Below are 13,233 nucleotides of genomic sequence, written 5' to 3'. Positions count from 1 at the left end.
CGGGCCCGGGCCCGCTGGATCGCTCCCGCCCGGGAGGCGGCGAAGCAGCAGCTCATGCGCACCCGGCCGGGACTGCGGACCTCGCACGAGACCCGGCCCCCTGTGGCTGGAGCGGCCAACTCCGCGGCTTTGAGGGCAGCCATTTGGCGCGACCCTCGAAAAAATGGCCTCAACGTCGTGCCTTGGGCTGCCCTAATCCTGTAGAGGCGCGCGAGGAACAAGACCCACTCTTTCTTCCAGTTCCCGAGCAACCATGGTTCTACGTCGAACCTACGCAGCTTTCGGGAGAATTTCTCTGATCGCTTTCTCTACGTCGCGCTTCCACTCACGCCACGCCTGCGTCCACTTACTTGCTGAATCATGCGCCGCCTCTTCATCGAGAGGAAGTTGCAGCGCCCCCGAGAAGCGAGGATCCCCAGTAAGGACAGCCACCACGACAGCTGCGTGCCCTTCATCGAGATGCGTAATCTGCGGCTGATTCCCCACTAGAACGTGGCTTTGATCGAACGGGTGACGGGACACTTCGCCTCGCGTTTCTGATGATCACGGGAGTCGCGTGCGCTGGCATGCTGGTTGCCGTGTAGGCCGTTGCGAGGCTTACCGGATTGGTCTAGACCCTGCCGGTCACACCTGACGTGGCAACCTTGGCGACTCTGGGCGAGCCCTGCGAAATCCTCCGTTCCGCCGTTCATCCGTGCGGCGGGACGCTTGGGTACCAGGCTCCACTGGACGCTGGACCATCCGTGGACTGAATCTCGGTCTTCTGACCCCTTCCGAGGCCCTGACCAGCACTTCCTCAGCGGCCCGAAGGGCCCTTCGGAGCCGTGCGCGCGGGTTCGAACCGCCCGACTCTGCAAGGTCGCCCAAGAGCCGGCCTCGGTCTCGTCCGGTCCGGCTCTTTGCCGTGCTCCCGCACCGCTGCGGGATCCCAGTCTTTACCCCAATTCGGACGGCGCAGACATGGGCCCCCTCGGCCGTCTGGCTCACTGGCCGTTCTCTATCCGCTCGTGTGCTCGGTCTGCTTCGAACGGGCTCCTTGATCGGGTGAGTTGGCTGACGTCAGGGCATGAAGGAAGGGCCTCTTGGTAGCTCGCGGATGTCGAGTCCAGCGAGAAGCAAGAGGCCCTGTTGTCGAAGTGTCGCGTGGTCGCGGTTGCCGAGTCCAGTTCGTCCACTCGTGGGTGTGACTGTCTCGCCCACAGGTTCGGGAACGCGGCCGACCGGCCGGATCGCCGGCCCCGGTACGGCTCGGACATGAGCGATTCCGAGTGGGCTCTGGTTCGGGATCTGCTGCCGGTTCCGGGCTGGCTGGCGGGCCGGGGTGGCCGGCCGGAGGGCTATTGCCACCGGCAGATGATCGACGCGGTGCGCTATCTCGTCGACAACGGCATCAAGTGGCGGGCGATGCCGTCCGACTTCCCGCCCTGGCCGCGTGTCTACTCCTTCTTCGTCCGCTGGCGGGATGCGGGCCTCGTGACCGAGCTGCACGAACGGCTCCGTGAGGCCGTCCGCACCGGTGAGGGCCGCGGCCCGGAACCCAGCGCCGCGGTCGTGGACTCGCAGTCGGTGAAGGCGGACGCCACCGTCGCCCACGCCTCACGCGGGTTCGACGCGGGCAAGAGGATCAACGGGCGCAAGCGGCATCTGCTCACCGACACGCTCGGACTCCTGCTGGACGTGATGGTCACACCGGCCTCCACGACCGACCGGGACGCCGCCCGGACGCTTCTGCCCGCGGCGAAGAAGAACTTCCGGCGACTGGCGCGAGTCTGGGCCGACGGCGGCTACACCGGGCACCTCATCGACTGGACCAGCCAGCATCTCGGAGTCGTCCTCGACATCGTCCGCCGCAGCGACGATGCCAGCGGCTTTGAGGTCCTGCCACGTCGCTGGGTCGTCGAGAGATCCTTCGCCTGGCTCCTGCGCAGCCGGCGCCTGGTCCGTGACTACGAACGACGCACCGACACGAGCGAGGCCGTCATCCGCTGGTCGATGATCGCACTCATGAACCGCCGTCTGGCCGCCCGACATGATCAACCTGTTCGGACGGCGGCATCGTGAACTTTCCCGGCTTCGCCTCCACTAGCCAGCCCCGTTCCACCAGCCTCTTCAGGCGAGCCCTCGCCCCCTCGACGCGCGAGGCGGACGCGCTGTCCCAGCCGAGTACCACGGCCGCCCGCCTGGCACCCAGTCCCTCGGCTCCGGCCTCCGCGGCGACAGCCATCAGCGCCTGATAGTCCACCGACAGGTCCTCGAGTCCGGCCGCGTTCTCCCGATGCGGCACGGCGCGTCGAGGCCCGACCGGCTTCCTCTGTGACACCCCGACGACCGTCTCGGCAGGCTGTTCCTCCTCGGCCAGTGCCTCCAGATACTGCTCGAGCCCGATCGCCCGGTGCCTGAGGACTTCTTCGGCGTCCGCCAAGTCCGCCCGAACCCGTTCGAGTTCGGCTTCGAGCTCCTCCACCCGCACGACCGCGGCCTTCCGCCGCGCTTCCAGAACCGCCCGCATCGACGGCATCCGACACCCCCACGGCAACTCGTCTGATCAACGAGTCGAGGCTCCCGCGACGGCCACCACCCCATGCCTGACCGGCAGAATCCGCACACGAGGTTCGGAAAGAGAACGACTTTTCAGGCGTTGGGGCGCTTGCCGTGATTGGCCTTCTTCTTCTTACGGCCACGTCGCTTGTTCCCTCGTTTAGCCACGGTGCACATCTCCCTAATTCGGAACTTTCTATGCGTTGGTCAGTCTAGGTCCGGCCCGGAGTGTCCGCATCAGCGGTGCCGCGGGCGCACCGCACATAGCCCAGCCCCCGTCCCGGAGCAATCACTGGCTTCTGTCGAATGCACGTCGAAGCCGCCCAGCCGCTCGATCACAGCGTCGCCAGCCGCAGGTCAGACGCTGTGCAGGTCGTGCCAGAACTGTGCCAGGTCGTGCGGGGAACCACGGGGAATGGCGGGGACCAGGTCGCCGGCCGGTCAGGTGCCCTAGCCACTCCGCCACAGGTCATCGCCGCAACCGGCCGTAGATGACCCAAGCTTCCCAAGCTGATGGCTCGGTGCCGGACTTGACTCGATCAGTCGGCGCTGATCGGCTTGGCCCATGGCCGTGGACCCCAGCGAGGACGACAAGGCGATGCCGATCGTGGCGGCCCATCTCGCGAAGATCGAGCGGGCGGTCAGCCGGACTCGCACCTCACATGCGGGGCAGCCGTTCGCAACAGTCCATCAGGCACTCGCCGAAGCAATGCGGCCCAAGTTGCTTCGGGACGAAGAAGTCCCGCGCTAGAGGCCGTCGCGCTCGATGAGTGAGCCGTCGGGGCCAAGAGAGAAGAAGCGCGGTGGGCCCATGGCCTCCGCGGCCCTCTGCAACGCCGCTTCCCGCTCCGCGGGACCAGGGCCGTTCAGGTCCAAGACCCGGAAGCCGTGCAGTCGGATGCTGTCCGTATCGATGTCGTCAGGCTCGGGCCGGCTCTCCATCACAAAGCCGCAGAGTGCGCGCAGTGCGTCTTCGCCCAGTTCCAAGGGGTGGAACGGCAGTGGGTACGGGTCTTCGTCCTCGTCCGGCCAGGGAATGACGTCGGCCGGGCGGTCTCCGGCCCAGTAGGGCAGCTCGAAGGAGAGTGGTTCGCCGATGTTCTCGATGATGCCGCTGTCCGGGGACAGGCTCAGGGAGCGGACGAGTCGGCCGTCCTCCCACACGGCGAACGCGAGCCAGTCCACGACGCTGTGCATGGTGTGCAGCACGAGCCGCCGGCCGACGCTCGCCGCAACGAGATGTTCCGGAAGCTGGGAAGGAAAGTCGATCATCACCCTCTGGTCGCCTATGATCTCGAGGCCGGGCCAGCTCGCCGCGTACGCCGTCCCTTCCGGAGGGTATACGCCGTCCCAGAGAGTCGAGCCCTCGCTCTCCTCTATCTCCCAGCCCGGGTAGAGCCGCCGCATCATGCTGGCCGTGCGTGCGAGGTCCACTGGGCCCGCTTCACGCAGCAGCCCCGGTACGTCGCCGTCGGCGTACACCAGAAAACCCGTCTTGGCTCCCAAAGCCCCTCCCCAGGTTGTGGCTCTCGTCGGCGGCTGAACAGTAGCCGCCCCCACCGACAACGCGAGATGACGAGACCCGAGGGCCTGCTGACTGGGCCGTCCCTGGGCCGTCCGGGGCCGCTCAACAGTGGCCAATGACGACCAACTACGACCATCAGGCGCACGATCCCACCGCCCCTGACCATCAAAGACCCAGCTCACCAAGATCCCCGACCACACCCAGGGCAAGAAGAAGTAACGCGGGACGATCAAGCCCCCTACCTGTTGCCCGCTCACCCCGTTGCGAGGATGAGCGGGCCGCCTGCTGTGGCGCTCTTGGCGGCACCAGCGTTTTCAACCGACGGCGCCCTTGCGGACGAACGAGGCGATTGAGATGCCCACGAATTGCACGGTCTCCCCCGAGAAGACGGTCGTCAGCTACTCCCCCTATCGCGTTGGGTGGTACTTGTGGGAAAGCTAAGAAAATTGACGGCCATCGCGGGACTCACAGCGGTGGTCGCGTTGGCGGGCTGCACCAGCGATCAGGACCAGGCCACGCCTTCTCCTCATACGTCGCCGCCCCAGTCCACAACCTCTCCGACCAGCTCGCCGACGTCAGAGCGCGCTGAGAACGTTCCTGGGGAGACTGTGACCAAAGCGCCGGTGCTTCCTGAGGGGAAGGTTGTGGCGCAGGCCGTGAACGCTACGGGCAATCGAGAGCTGGAGATCCGAGGCGGAATCAAGGCCGGACCGCTGTCAGTCCTCGTGAATTGCCAGGGCAAGGGAACCCTGACCGTCACCGTGGAACCGGTCGGGCTGAGCTTCCCTCTCGAATGCGTGGATGGGGAGGTCAGCAGTACCTTCAACCAACTCGCCCTGAAGCGCGCCCGTGATCACGGCACCGTGAGCGTGACGGCCCCTTCCCAGGTCCGCTGGGCGCTTACCGTCGGACGGTAAACCGGAAGAGGTTCGGCACTCACGCCGATTGCCGAACCCCTTTCGTGCGCATGGCCCGTGATGGTTGACGGAGTCGGTACGTGAACGAGGCCGTCGAAAGACGGACCGTAAGTCCCGCCAGGACGTCGGATCAGCGGTTGCGGTACGGCAGCGGAGTACAGCAACCGCCACGACCGCAGCCAACCACAAATGCCCATCACGGGCCGACTGGCCGGCCCACCAGCCCTCATTGACCTTGCGGCCAGTAGGCAGGAGGGTCGTAGCGGGCTGCGGAGCCGGCTCGCCGAACGCCATCGCCTGCAGTGTGTGGTGGTCGTCAGCCAGCCGTCTTGGCGATGATGCGTTCCGTCTCCTCTCGGCCGAAGGCCCGCAGCGTCGTGGAACGGACGTTGCCCACCCCACCGAGCTGCAGGAGTGCTGCGGCGGCAGTTTCGTCGTCAGGCGCCTCGACGATGGCCACGACGTCGTACGGACCGACGGTCCAGTAGATACTCAGGAGCTTCGCCCCGAGCTTCTGTAGTGCTGAATCGAAGGTCCCGGCGCGCTTGGCGGTGTCCTTGTAGTTTCGGATCCCTTGATCGGTCCAGGTCATCAAGGTGACGTACGTCGGCATGTTCTTTCACCTTCACGAGAAGACACATACTGAGGTCAAGCCTGGACACCTGGGCTCGAACGTGCACGAGGTACGCACCCGAACGAGCACCACGAGCGACCGCAGGCATCGTGCGGCAGGCTGACATCCACGCCTGACATCAACGACGGCGGACACCAGCGGATCGCCGCGGTTCTCGGCGGAGTAGTGCACTCATACAGCCGTGGCGATCCGGGCTGGCGCTATCGCGGATCGAACTCGTAGAGGGGTGGTCGATGGCAGCCCGTGCCCTTCTCGTGCCCAACCCGGCGGAACGCCGGTCAGCCAGTGTGCGGCGCGTGCCCGAGGAATTCTGGGGCGGGCTGGGTTCAGCTCACCAGCGCTCGCAAAGGTCCTGCCAGGAGCATGACGCCCAGGATCCCGAAGGAGATCCGCATGGTGGTAAGGCTCCGCCAGGTATTTCCGTACGGGGTGCGCAGCGCGTCTGCCCAGTCCCAAACCCACACGTCAACACCGCGGTAACCGCATGCCACCGCCGCGCAGGCGCTGACTGCGAGCAGCAGGAGCAGACCGATCACGCCGCGAATGATCAACGCCATTCCCCTCCGCGAGCGGGCGACCAGCGCCCATCGCGGCATTGTTGCAGGCGGCGATGGCGGGCGATGAGCGGCCCCGTGATCGCCATGGGCGCGTTCTTCCTCCTCGGTACCGCTTGCCTCGTACTCAGCGCGCTGGCCCGCTCGGTCCCTGGGGGCAGGGCCCGTCGGGAGACACGCGCAAGCCTCAGGTGAGTGCCTGACTGCGTGACAGCGCCGACAGGCGGGGGCCGACGAGCGCGGACGCCTGCGGACCATCGCAGCAGGTGAGAGGTACCCCACCTATGGGAGGGCGCTCCGGCGACTTGCTTCGGGACGAAGAGGCCCGTGACCGCAGGAGGTACGTCTTGCGGTCTTCGCGGCAGGGAACTTCTTCCCGGGCACGACGCTTCCTGGAGAGCAGGTCAGGAACAGGTGGCCCTGCCGCTGCTCGAGCAGTTGTGGGAGGAGGAGCTGGTCCAGGATGCCGGCATTCAGCCCAAATGCAGTGGTCGCACGGCAGCGAAGGCAGCGCTGACGGCTCGGTGAGGTGAGGAAGTTGGACACGGGACGAGAGGTGGGGGAAGTGGTGCGTCGAAAGGCTCAATTTGCGGTCTCGTAGCGAGCGACGTTCTTCGAGACCGCTTTGAGCAGCGGTTCCAAGCGATCTGCCAGCTTCTGATACTCGCTCGTCCGGCCGTCCGACCACTGGCCAAGTCCCGCCACCATGGCGCGGCCCTGTCCGGTGAAGGCCTGCACCATTCCGCTGTTGGCCGGCAGGGTCGGCAGGCCGGATCCGGGCGGTGGGGCTTGCGCGGCGACCTCGTAGTCGTTGAAGTTCATGGACAGTTGGGTCACCAGCTTCACCGTCTCCTGGGGGTCCCGCATTGTGAAGACGGCCAGGTTGAACTGGTTGTTGTGCGTGTCCTTGTATAGAGCGATCTCCTCGCCGAGACACCCTCTGCCGGCGTCGATCTCGGCGGCCAGTGCCGACCCGACCGAGTCGGGCTCGGTGCAGGACTTCAGCGTGGCCCGGCCCAGCCTGGTGAAGGTGCCACCGTTGCCGTCCGCCACATGGACCGGAAACGCCTCGGCCAGGGGGATTGTTGGCCGCTCCGCCGCGGGAGCGGCCGTCGCTGAGGCTCGCGGTGCGGGCGCGGCCGTTGTCGTCGCGGCTGCGGCGGCTTCGCGTTCGGGGGATGACGAGGTCGTGCAACTCACTGCGAGGAGGGCGGCCGTGACCACGGCGGCCGCCGCTACGGCCAGCGCGGTATTCCGGGGCCACGCACGCTTCCGGGCGGGAACCGGGCCTTCCTTGATGCCGGCCCACTGCACGAAGTGGTCGTTGCGCACCGCGTTCCACTGGTCGCCGTCGGGTCTGGGGTGATACGGACGTGGATGCTCGTTGCTAGACACAGCGAGACCGTATTCGTCAGGGCTTCTGAGGTGTATACAACAAGGTCACAGCATGATCACTATTCGGGTGGGCGTCCAGACGGTGGCTCTTCGGCCTCCGGCGTCCGGCTCCTGCCTGGATCCCTTGGCAGGAGACCGCCGCGTGCCGGCCGTCGAGGCGGGTGTCGACTGCCTGCAGGACCTGGTCGGCCTTCTCCGGGTCCTCCCAGGCCGAGCCGGGCAGGGAGTTCCGCTCGACCATCTGAGGACGGCACCACGTCTCGGGGCGCACGCGAACGCCGGTTCGCGTTGAACGTCCACTCACGAAGAGCGGTGCGCGCGGCTCACGAAGAGCGGTGCGCACGGCGGCGGGTGCGAAGCGGGTGGGCTTGGCCCTCAGCAGCGCACCGCGGTGTCGTCGGAGCCGGGATGCCCGTTGCCGTCTGGGCGATCGGTGCCCTCCGGGCGCACGGGGAACCGATGAGGATGCTCGGGTCGCGTGCACCTCAGGCGGACTCGGCCAGGGCCGCGTCGAGGCGCTCCAAGACGTGGGGCCAGCCCTTCCCCATGCCCTCGTAGGCCTGTCGGCCCATCGGGGAGTCGAGGTCGAAGCCGGCGTGGGTGAGGACGAGTCGGGTGCCCTCGCCCTGCGGGTGGAGCGTCCAGGTGATGGTGGTGTCGAGGGTCCCCTCGGCGAACCGGTACGCGAGGAGGCGCTCATACTCGACCGCCGTCACCTCGCAGGGCTGGTGGCCGAAGGTGCCCATGTCGAGGGTGAAGCGGTGCCCGACGACCGGCTTGACGTCGCCTGCGGCCCACCAGCGGGCGTGCAGCGCGGGGTCGGCCAGGGCCTTCCATACCGCCGCCGGAGGGTGGGGCAGGGACTTCTCGCAGGTGATCGTGTCGATCGGGGTCATTTGCTGTTTCCTTCTTCTTCGTCCAGGAGATCGGACAGCGCGTCCATGCGCTGTCGCCAGTAGTGCTCGAACGGGTGCAGCCACTCACTCACCTCGGCCAGCCGGGCCGGTTCGAGGTGGTAGAAGCGGTGCCGGCCGCGTGGCTCCTCACGCACCAGTCCAGCGGTCCGGAGCACCGCCAGGTGCTCGGAGACCGCAGGCCTCCCGAGCTCGAACAAGCCGGCCAGCTCCCCCGTGGAGCGAGGCCCCTCGCGCAGGCTTTCAAGCAGTCTGCGGCGCACTGGGTTTGCCAGCACGCCGAACACGTCGGTAGGCATGACCTCAGTATGCGTCGGAAGAATCCGACGCGTCAAGAAACTCCGACGCGTCACGGTGGCGGTGATCCGATCACGATCCGGACGGCTCGCCCCAGCCGGTCACGCTCGGCTGCGTGGCAGCAACGAGCACGAAACGACGAACCACGCCGCCTTCTCCCTCTGCGCGGCGTCACCCTGGCTGGATGGTCGCGGAGCAGCCAGGGCAAGGTGGGAGGGCCCCGAGTGTGCCCTCGGCGTGCACGATCGGACAGCGACCGGCGGGGAGCACTGGGGGATTTCAGGGAGTCCATCAGAAGCGAGCCCAGGGCCTACGAGCACGCCGGGGCCGTCATCACACTCGCTCCCCCGCCTCAGTTGTGCTGTCTTGGGAGATTGGTTACGGGTCAGCGTCGGATGGTCTCGGCACCGGCGGTACTGATTCGTCCTCGAAACCCTCCTGGCGCCGCCGTCGTGGGATGGCCCAAGCTGGCCCGCATGGACTGGTTGCCACTGCTCTCCACCCTGGCCGGGGCCGCGATCGGCATCGTCGCCACTCTCATCGCCGATCGGAATCGGTGGAAGCACGAGGACGCCAAAGAAGCTCTTCGGCTGCGGCTCGACATCTACACGCAGTACACCACCACCGTGAAGGTCCTCGGGGAAAGCCTGCGGGCCCTGGCCGAGCGAGAGCACCCTTCCGACGACCAGCGGACGCTCGCGCTGCGCCAAGCCTTTCGGGATTCAGGCATAGCCATCGCATCGGAACGGATGTGGCTCATCGCGCCCCAACCCGTCGTCAGGGCCTCCAACAACGTGTTCCACTGCCTGCGAAGCATCTGCGACGGCTACGTCGAGGGCACGGCTGTCAGCAGCCCAGAGGATCGCGCACGCTGGGAGGCACGCGGCACAGCAGCCGCCGAGATGCGCACGCTCATGCGTGAAGATCTCGGCGTCGGCCCACTCACCGAACGCCACAGCCCCCTTCTCAACGACTACAGCAACCCCGCCACGCAGTGATCGTGACCGTGGCACCGACGTCAGGAGACGGCGCAGCCGGCTTGGCGACATTACGGCCTTCGCCTGCAGCCTGCTCATGCTGATCTGCGGTGGGGCGTTGCAGTACGTCGGCCGGCGCGTCGGCCGCCCTCGCGTGTGACGGCGGCACGGCGCTCACGCTCCTGAAGGACACGGTCCGACCTCCGATCGCCGCCGTACAGCGGGCTCTTTACTGAAGAGCGCCTTCCACTCGGGCTTCTTCGCCCGCCACTTCCGCAGCAAGGCCGGAGCGCCGATCGACAGGCCGGGACCCGGCTCCGCGGGCTCCGGCGCGCAGCGCTGCACGAACCGGGCGGGCAGCTGCTGCGGCCACCGCCCGAAGGCAGGCCAGTCGTCCGTCCGCTCGACCACACGCGCGGGCACGGCACGGGCATCCGCGACAACCCGCACCGGATTCTCCGCGGTGAACCGGCCCGGCACGAGGAACGGCTTCTGCCCACCGTCTTCCGGTCCGAGACCCGAACGAGGGCGCCGTGGCTCGCCCTTGGATCTCGGTCCCCGATACGCCTCACGCGTACCGGTAGATCCGGCCGACGTCGTCCAGGGCGTCCGGGGTCACGTCCCACGGCGGCAGTTTCCGGTGCCGGGCGAGGATGCGGCCGTGCTGGGCGTTGCCCGGTCCCGGTGGGGAGGCGGGGAGGTGGCGGGCCTCGCGGGGGCGGCGCTGCCAGCGCAGGAACCGCTCGCCGTGAGCGTACTGACGTCTCTACGCGTGTACGCCATGCAGGCCCCCCGCGTGCGGCGGCCCCGCGTCCCGCGCCCCGGCCGTGCCCGTCGTGCCGGGCGCCACCGGCGTGCGGGGTGCGGCAGGTGGTCCCGGAATCACCGACATGGGGGCAATCGGCCCGGGGGCCACGTCACGCAGCTCCTCACCGGGGCCTAGCTCGTCGACGGCGCCGCGGGCCGCCTCCAGGGGCGTGCGGTACGACTGGTAGTGGTCGACCACGCTCAGCCAGGTGCCGTCGGCGCGGCGCATCAGGTCCAGCGGGCGTCCGTCCACGGTGACGTGCCACTGCCCGCCGCCGGGGGTGCCGCGCTCGGGCACCCACACGCCTTCGATACGGCGGCCCCGGTAGGTCTCGCCGAAGGAGAGGTCGCCCGGCCCGGCCCAGGGATCGGTCTCCGGGCGCGGCGGCCGGGAGGCGGTGACGACCGGCGCCAGGGCGACGGCGACGGTGGAGGCGAGCAGTCCGCGGGTCACGTCCCGCCGGGTCCGGACCACCCGTGCGCGGGACGCGGGGCCCACCGGTACGACCCCGGCGCCCGCCGGGATCCGCCCGTGCACCTGCGGCTGTGCACCCGCCGACTCCGCCGTGTCCAGGGGTGCTTCAGCTCCCACCGGTGCTCCGCCGACGCTGACGTCCATGGTTTGACTCCTCGTCCGGTTCGGTTGTCCGTAGACGTAACCGCCGAACGCCGCCCACGGTCACCGCCGGACGCCTCACACCGACACCCACGCGCCGCACGGACGGTGACCGGCGTGGATCACCGGGTGGGCGTCCCGGTGACGGCCGTTACCGGACGGGCCTCCCGGTGGCGGCCGTTACCGGCCCGTCCCCGCCGTCAGGGCGGCCGTGGGGTCGGTCCGCAGCACGGGGGCGAGAACGCCGATCTCCGGCTGCTTCAGGTCCGGCAGGTGGGAGCCGGCCGGGTTCGGCGCGGTCAGCGGGGCGTCCAGGGACAGGCCGGGCGTCAGCGTGCGCAGGGGCGTGGCGGGCGCGGCGACGCCGACGTGGTCGAAACCGTCACCGAGCACGTGGGCCAGCGGGGCCCGCGCGCCCAGACCGGGCAGGCCGCCGTTGAACGGCACCTGCGGTACCGTCCGCTCCGGCAGCAGCCGTCCGGTGACGAAGCGCGGGGCCTCCGGCCTGGCCGCCGCGGGCAGCGGGATCTCTCCACCGACCTCGGGCAGTTCCGTGCCGAGAGCCTTCTCCGCACCGTTCAGCGGCACGGTCACGGGCACCGCGCCCGCCGCGGACGCGGGGGTCGCCGCGGCTCCCACGGCGGCCGCGAGGCCGGTGACGACGGCGGCGAGGGTTCCTCGGGTGGTCGACTTCATCTCAGCTACGGTCCCTTTCAGGTACACAGAGGTCGATCGTCAGGGGTTCGGGGGCGGACACCCGGGGCTCGGGGCTCCGCGCGCGTCGGCAAGCCGCCTCAACCCTTCAGGGGCAGGCCGCCGAGGAGCGAGTTGCGGTTCAGGTCGGTGGTGGTGCCCTTCACGGTGTTGAGCACCGAGCCCTTGTTCTCGGTGTCGAGCGCGTCCGACTGGTGCTTCAGCGGCATCACGTCGATGGGGCCCTTGGTGAGCGTGTTCACGCCGTCTTTGAGGCTGGTGGGGGCGAGGTCGGCGGACCCCTGGGCGAACGCGGGCGCGGCGGCGCCGGCGACCACCAGGGACCCGGCGATGACGGCGGCGGCCTTCAAGGACTTCATCGTGTTCCTTTCTTCGGCGACGTGCGTCACCGGAGGTGTCTTCGTCGCCGTGCCTAACGAGCCCTCCGGGGGACGGAAACCCCGGGGCGCCGGATGGCCGAGTCGTCATACGAAGCCGTCATATGACTTCGTAGGAGGTGGCGGCCGCGGCCCCCTGGGCCCGACCGGGGTCGGGAACGCGGCCGGCCGCCCTCCCACGGTGGACCCGAAGGAGGACGGCCGGCCCAGCGGACGCGCGGACGTCAGGTGTTGGCGCAGGCGTTGCCGGACGCCGGGTTCAGCAGGCCGATGACGTTGACCGTGTTGCCGCAGACGTTGACCGGGACGTGGATCGGGGCCTGGATCACGTTGCCCGACAGCACGCCCGGGGACTGCGCAGCGGCACCGGTCGCCCCGCTGTCGGCGGAGGCGAGGCCGGCACCGCCGGCGACGGCCGCGGCGGCGACGGAGGTAAGGACCAGGCCCTTCGCGATACGCGACATCGAGAGGTACTCCTTGGGGTTGACGCAAAACACCCGGGCGGATGCCCGGCGCTTAGTCAACGCTTGGCGTGCCGGGGAGTTGTGCCGCCAAAGGGGTGATCTCGGCCAAAAGGCACCTTCACATTTGCAACACGCTTGTCATGTTTTGGTGGAATTCTCCACACTGCCACTAGATTTGCGGATCTCACGGCCCGCGCTTGCCGACCGGGCCCTCGGCCGCCCCGGCCGACGACGGGAGATCTCGAACTGCCCTTCCTCCCGTGCCCCTTCGGGCGACGCTTCCCATTCCGCGGGCGTCCCTCCGTCCCACCCCGCCGTCGGTCTCCGTGCCGGCACTCCGAATCCCAGGGTCCGCGCGCCTGGGGCGGCTCCCCCGGCGCGCGGACCGGCGTGGGCGAACCGCCCTAGGTGTATTGCCCTGTGAGGTTGGGGACGCGGCTGGCGGGTGGTTGGCCCTTGAGCGCGGTGTGTCCGCGGTGGTGATTGTAGGTGTGCAGCCAGCCG

17 protein-coding genes and 1 pseudogene are annotated in these 13,233 nt (G+C 68.6%); 4 read left to right on the top strand and 14 right to left on the bottom strand.

Annotated elements, in window-relative coordinates:
* Positions 1 to 1,254: 1,254 nt before the first annotated feature.
* Entirely contained in the window at positions 1,255 to 2,061 is an 807-nt protein-coding gene (locus ACF1A5_RS12470) for an IS5 family transposase (RefSeq protein ID WP_392192807.1), read from the top strand.
* On the opposite strand, the gene ACF1A5_RS12465 is transcribed toward ACF1A5_RS12470, so the two are convergent.
* Together ACF1A5_RS12465 and ACF1A5_RS12460 are read right to left on the bottom strand one after the other, a co-directional pair.
* Complete coding sequence (locus tag ACF1A5_RS12465) at positions 2,003 to 2,509, bottom strand: hypothetical protein (RefSeq protein WP_392192806.1); 507 nt, start codon at positions 2,507 to 2,509, stop codon at positions 2,003 to 2,005. The genes ACF1A5_RS12470 and ACF1A5_RS12465 overlap by 59 nt on opposite strands.
* 122 nt (positions 2,510 to 2,631) lie before the next feature.
* Positions 2,632 to 2,715 carry a 50S ribosomal protein bL37 gene (locus tag ACF1A5_RS12460; RefSeq protein ID WP_372496954.1) on the bottom strand — a complete coding sequence of 28 codons (84 nt, stop codon included), beginning with the start codon at positions 2,713 to 2,715 and terminating at the stop codon, positions 2,632 to 2,634.
* Positions 2,716 to 3,103: 388 nt separating this feature from the next.
* Here ACF1A5_RS12460 and ACF1A5_RS12455 point away from each other — a divergent pair, with 388 nt between their 5' ends.
* Positions 3,104 to 3,289, top strand: coding sequence for a hypothetical protein (locus ACF1A5_RS12455; protein WP_392192805.1), 186 nt, complete (start codon positions 3,104 to 3,106; stop codon positions 3,287 to 3,289).
* On the opposite strand, the gene ACF1A5_RS12450 is transcribed toward ACF1A5_RS12455, so the two are convergent.
* Complete coding sequence (locus tag ACF1A5_RS12450; protein WP_392192804.1) at positions 3,286 to 4,044, bottom strand: DUF6928 family protein; 759 nt, start codon at positions 4,042 to 4,044, stop codon at positions 3,286 to 3,288. The genes ACF1A5_RS12455 and ACF1A5_RS12450 overlap by 4 nt on opposite strands.
* A 627-nt stretch (positions 4,045 to 4,671) precedes the next feature.
* On the opposite strand from ACF1A5_RS12450, the gene ACF1A5_RS12445 reads away from it, so the two are divergent.
* On the top strand, positions 4,672 to 4,980 hold the full coding sequence (locus ACF1A5_RS12445; protein ID WP_392192803.1) for a hypothetical protein: 309 nt from the start codon (positions 4,672 to 4,674) through the stop codon (positions 4,978 to 4,980).
* Positions 4,981 to 5,296: 316 nt separating this feature from the next.
* On the opposite strand, the gene ACF1A5_RS12440 is transcribed toward ACF1A5_RS12445, so the two are convergent.
* From ACF1A5_RS12440 to ACF1A5_RS12415, 6 genes are all read right to left on the bottom strand, one after another.
* Positions 5,297 to 5,593, bottom strand: a complete 297-nt coding sequence (locus tag ACF1A5_RS12440) for a GYD domain-containing protein (protein WP_392192802.1) — start codon at positions 5,591 to 5,593, stop codon at positions 5,297 to 5,299.
* Positions 5,594 to 5,940: 347 nt separating this feature from the next.
* Complete coding sequence (locus ACF1A5_RS12435; protein WP_392192801.1) at positions 5,941 to 6,171, bottom strand: hypothetical protein; 231 nt, start codon at positions 6,169 to 6,171, stop codon at positions 5,941 to 5,943.
* A gap of 579 nt (positions 6,172 to 6,750) precedes the next feature.
* Positions 6,751 to 7,563: a hypothetical protein gene (locus ACF1A5_RS12430; RefSeq protein WP_392192800.1), complete on the bottom strand. Its 813-nt coding sequence runs from the start codon at positions 7,561 to 7,563 to the stop codon at positions 6,751 to 6,753.
* 16 nt (positions 7,564 to 7,579) lie between these two features.
* A complete protein-coding gene (locus tag ACF1A5_RS12425) occupies positions 7,580 to 7,804 on the bottom strand; it encodes a hypothetical protein (RefSeq protein WP_392192799.1) in 225 nt (74 codons plus the stop codon).
* A 244-nt stretch (positions 7,805 to 8,048) separates the two neighbouring features.
* Positions 8,049 to 8,459 (bottom strand): SRPBCC domain-containing protein, encoded by a 411-nt coding sequence (locus ACF1A5_RS12420; RefSeq protein WP_392192798.1) that lies wholly within the window; start codon positions 8,457 to 8,459, stop codon positions 8,049 to 8,051.
* A complete protein-coding gene (locus ACF1A5_RS12415; RefSeq protein ID WP_392192797.1) occupies positions 8,456 to 8,776 on the bottom strand; it encodes an ArsR/SmtB family transcription factor in 321 nt (106 codons plus the stop codon). Before ACF1A5_RS12415 ends, ACF1A5_RS12420 begins: the two co-directional genes overlap by 4 nt.
* 474 nt (positions 8,777 to 9,250) lie before the next feature.
* On the opposite strand from ACF1A5_RS12415, the gene ACF1A5_RS12410 reads away from it, so the two are divergent.
* Positions 9,251 to 9,772, top strand: coding sequence for a hypothetical protein (locus ACF1A5_RS12410; RefSeq protein WP_392192796.1), 522 nt, complete (start codon positions 9,251 to 9,253; stop codon positions 9,770 to 9,772).
* Between the two features lie 547 nt (positions 9,773 to 10,319).
* Here ACF1A5_RS12410 and ACF1A5_RS12405 read toward each other — a convergent pair.
* The 5 genes and pseudogenes from ACF1A5_RS12405 to ACF1A5_RS12385 all read right to left on the bottom strand — a co-directional run.
* Positions 10,320 to 10,484, bottom strand: a pseudogene (locus ACF1A5_RS12405) (tyrosinase family protein); the annotation flags it as partial.
* Positions 10,485 to 10,517: 33 nt separating this feature from the next.
* The gene (locus tag ACF1A5_RS12400; RefSeq protein ID WP_392192795.1) at positions 10,518 to 11,177 is read right to left on the bottom strand and encodes a tyrosinase family oxidase copper chaperone; all 660 of its coding nucleotides are present in this window, start codon (positions 11,175 to 11,177) and stop codon (positions 10,518 to 10,520) included.
* A gap of 177 nt (positions 11,178 to 11,354) precedes the next feature.
* Positions 11,355 to 11,870, bottom strand: a complete 516-nt coding sequence (locus ACF1A5_RS12395) for a hypothetical protein (RefSeq protein ID WP_392192794.1) — start codon at positions 11,868 to 11,870, stop codon at positions 11,355 to 11,357.
* 98 nt (positions 11,871 to 11,968) lie between these two features.
* Complete coding sequence (locus tag ACF1A5_RS12390; protein WP_392192793.1) at positions 11,969 to 12,247, bottom strand: hypothetical protein; 279 nt, start codon at positions 12,245 to 12,247, stop codon at positions 11,969 to 11,971.
* A 242-nt stretch (positions 12,248 to 12,489) separates the two neighbouring features.
* Complete coding sequence (locus ACF1A5_RS12385) at positions 12,490 to 12,729, bottom strand: chaplin (protein ID WP_392192792.1); 240 nt, start codon at positions 12,727 to 12,729, stop codon at positions 12,490 to 12,492.
* Between the last annotated feature and the right edge of the window lie 504 nt (positions 12,730 to 13,233).

The sequence above is a fragment of the Streptomyces sp. NPDC014864 genome (assembly GCF_043081525.1).
In the GTDB taxonomy this organism is placed as follows: Bacteria; Actinomycetota; Actinomycetes; order Streptomycetales; family Streptomycetaceae; genus Streptomyces.
The sequence above is the reverse complement of the archived record's forward strand: the minus strand, read 5'-3'. Positions and strand labels throughout refer to the sequence as shown.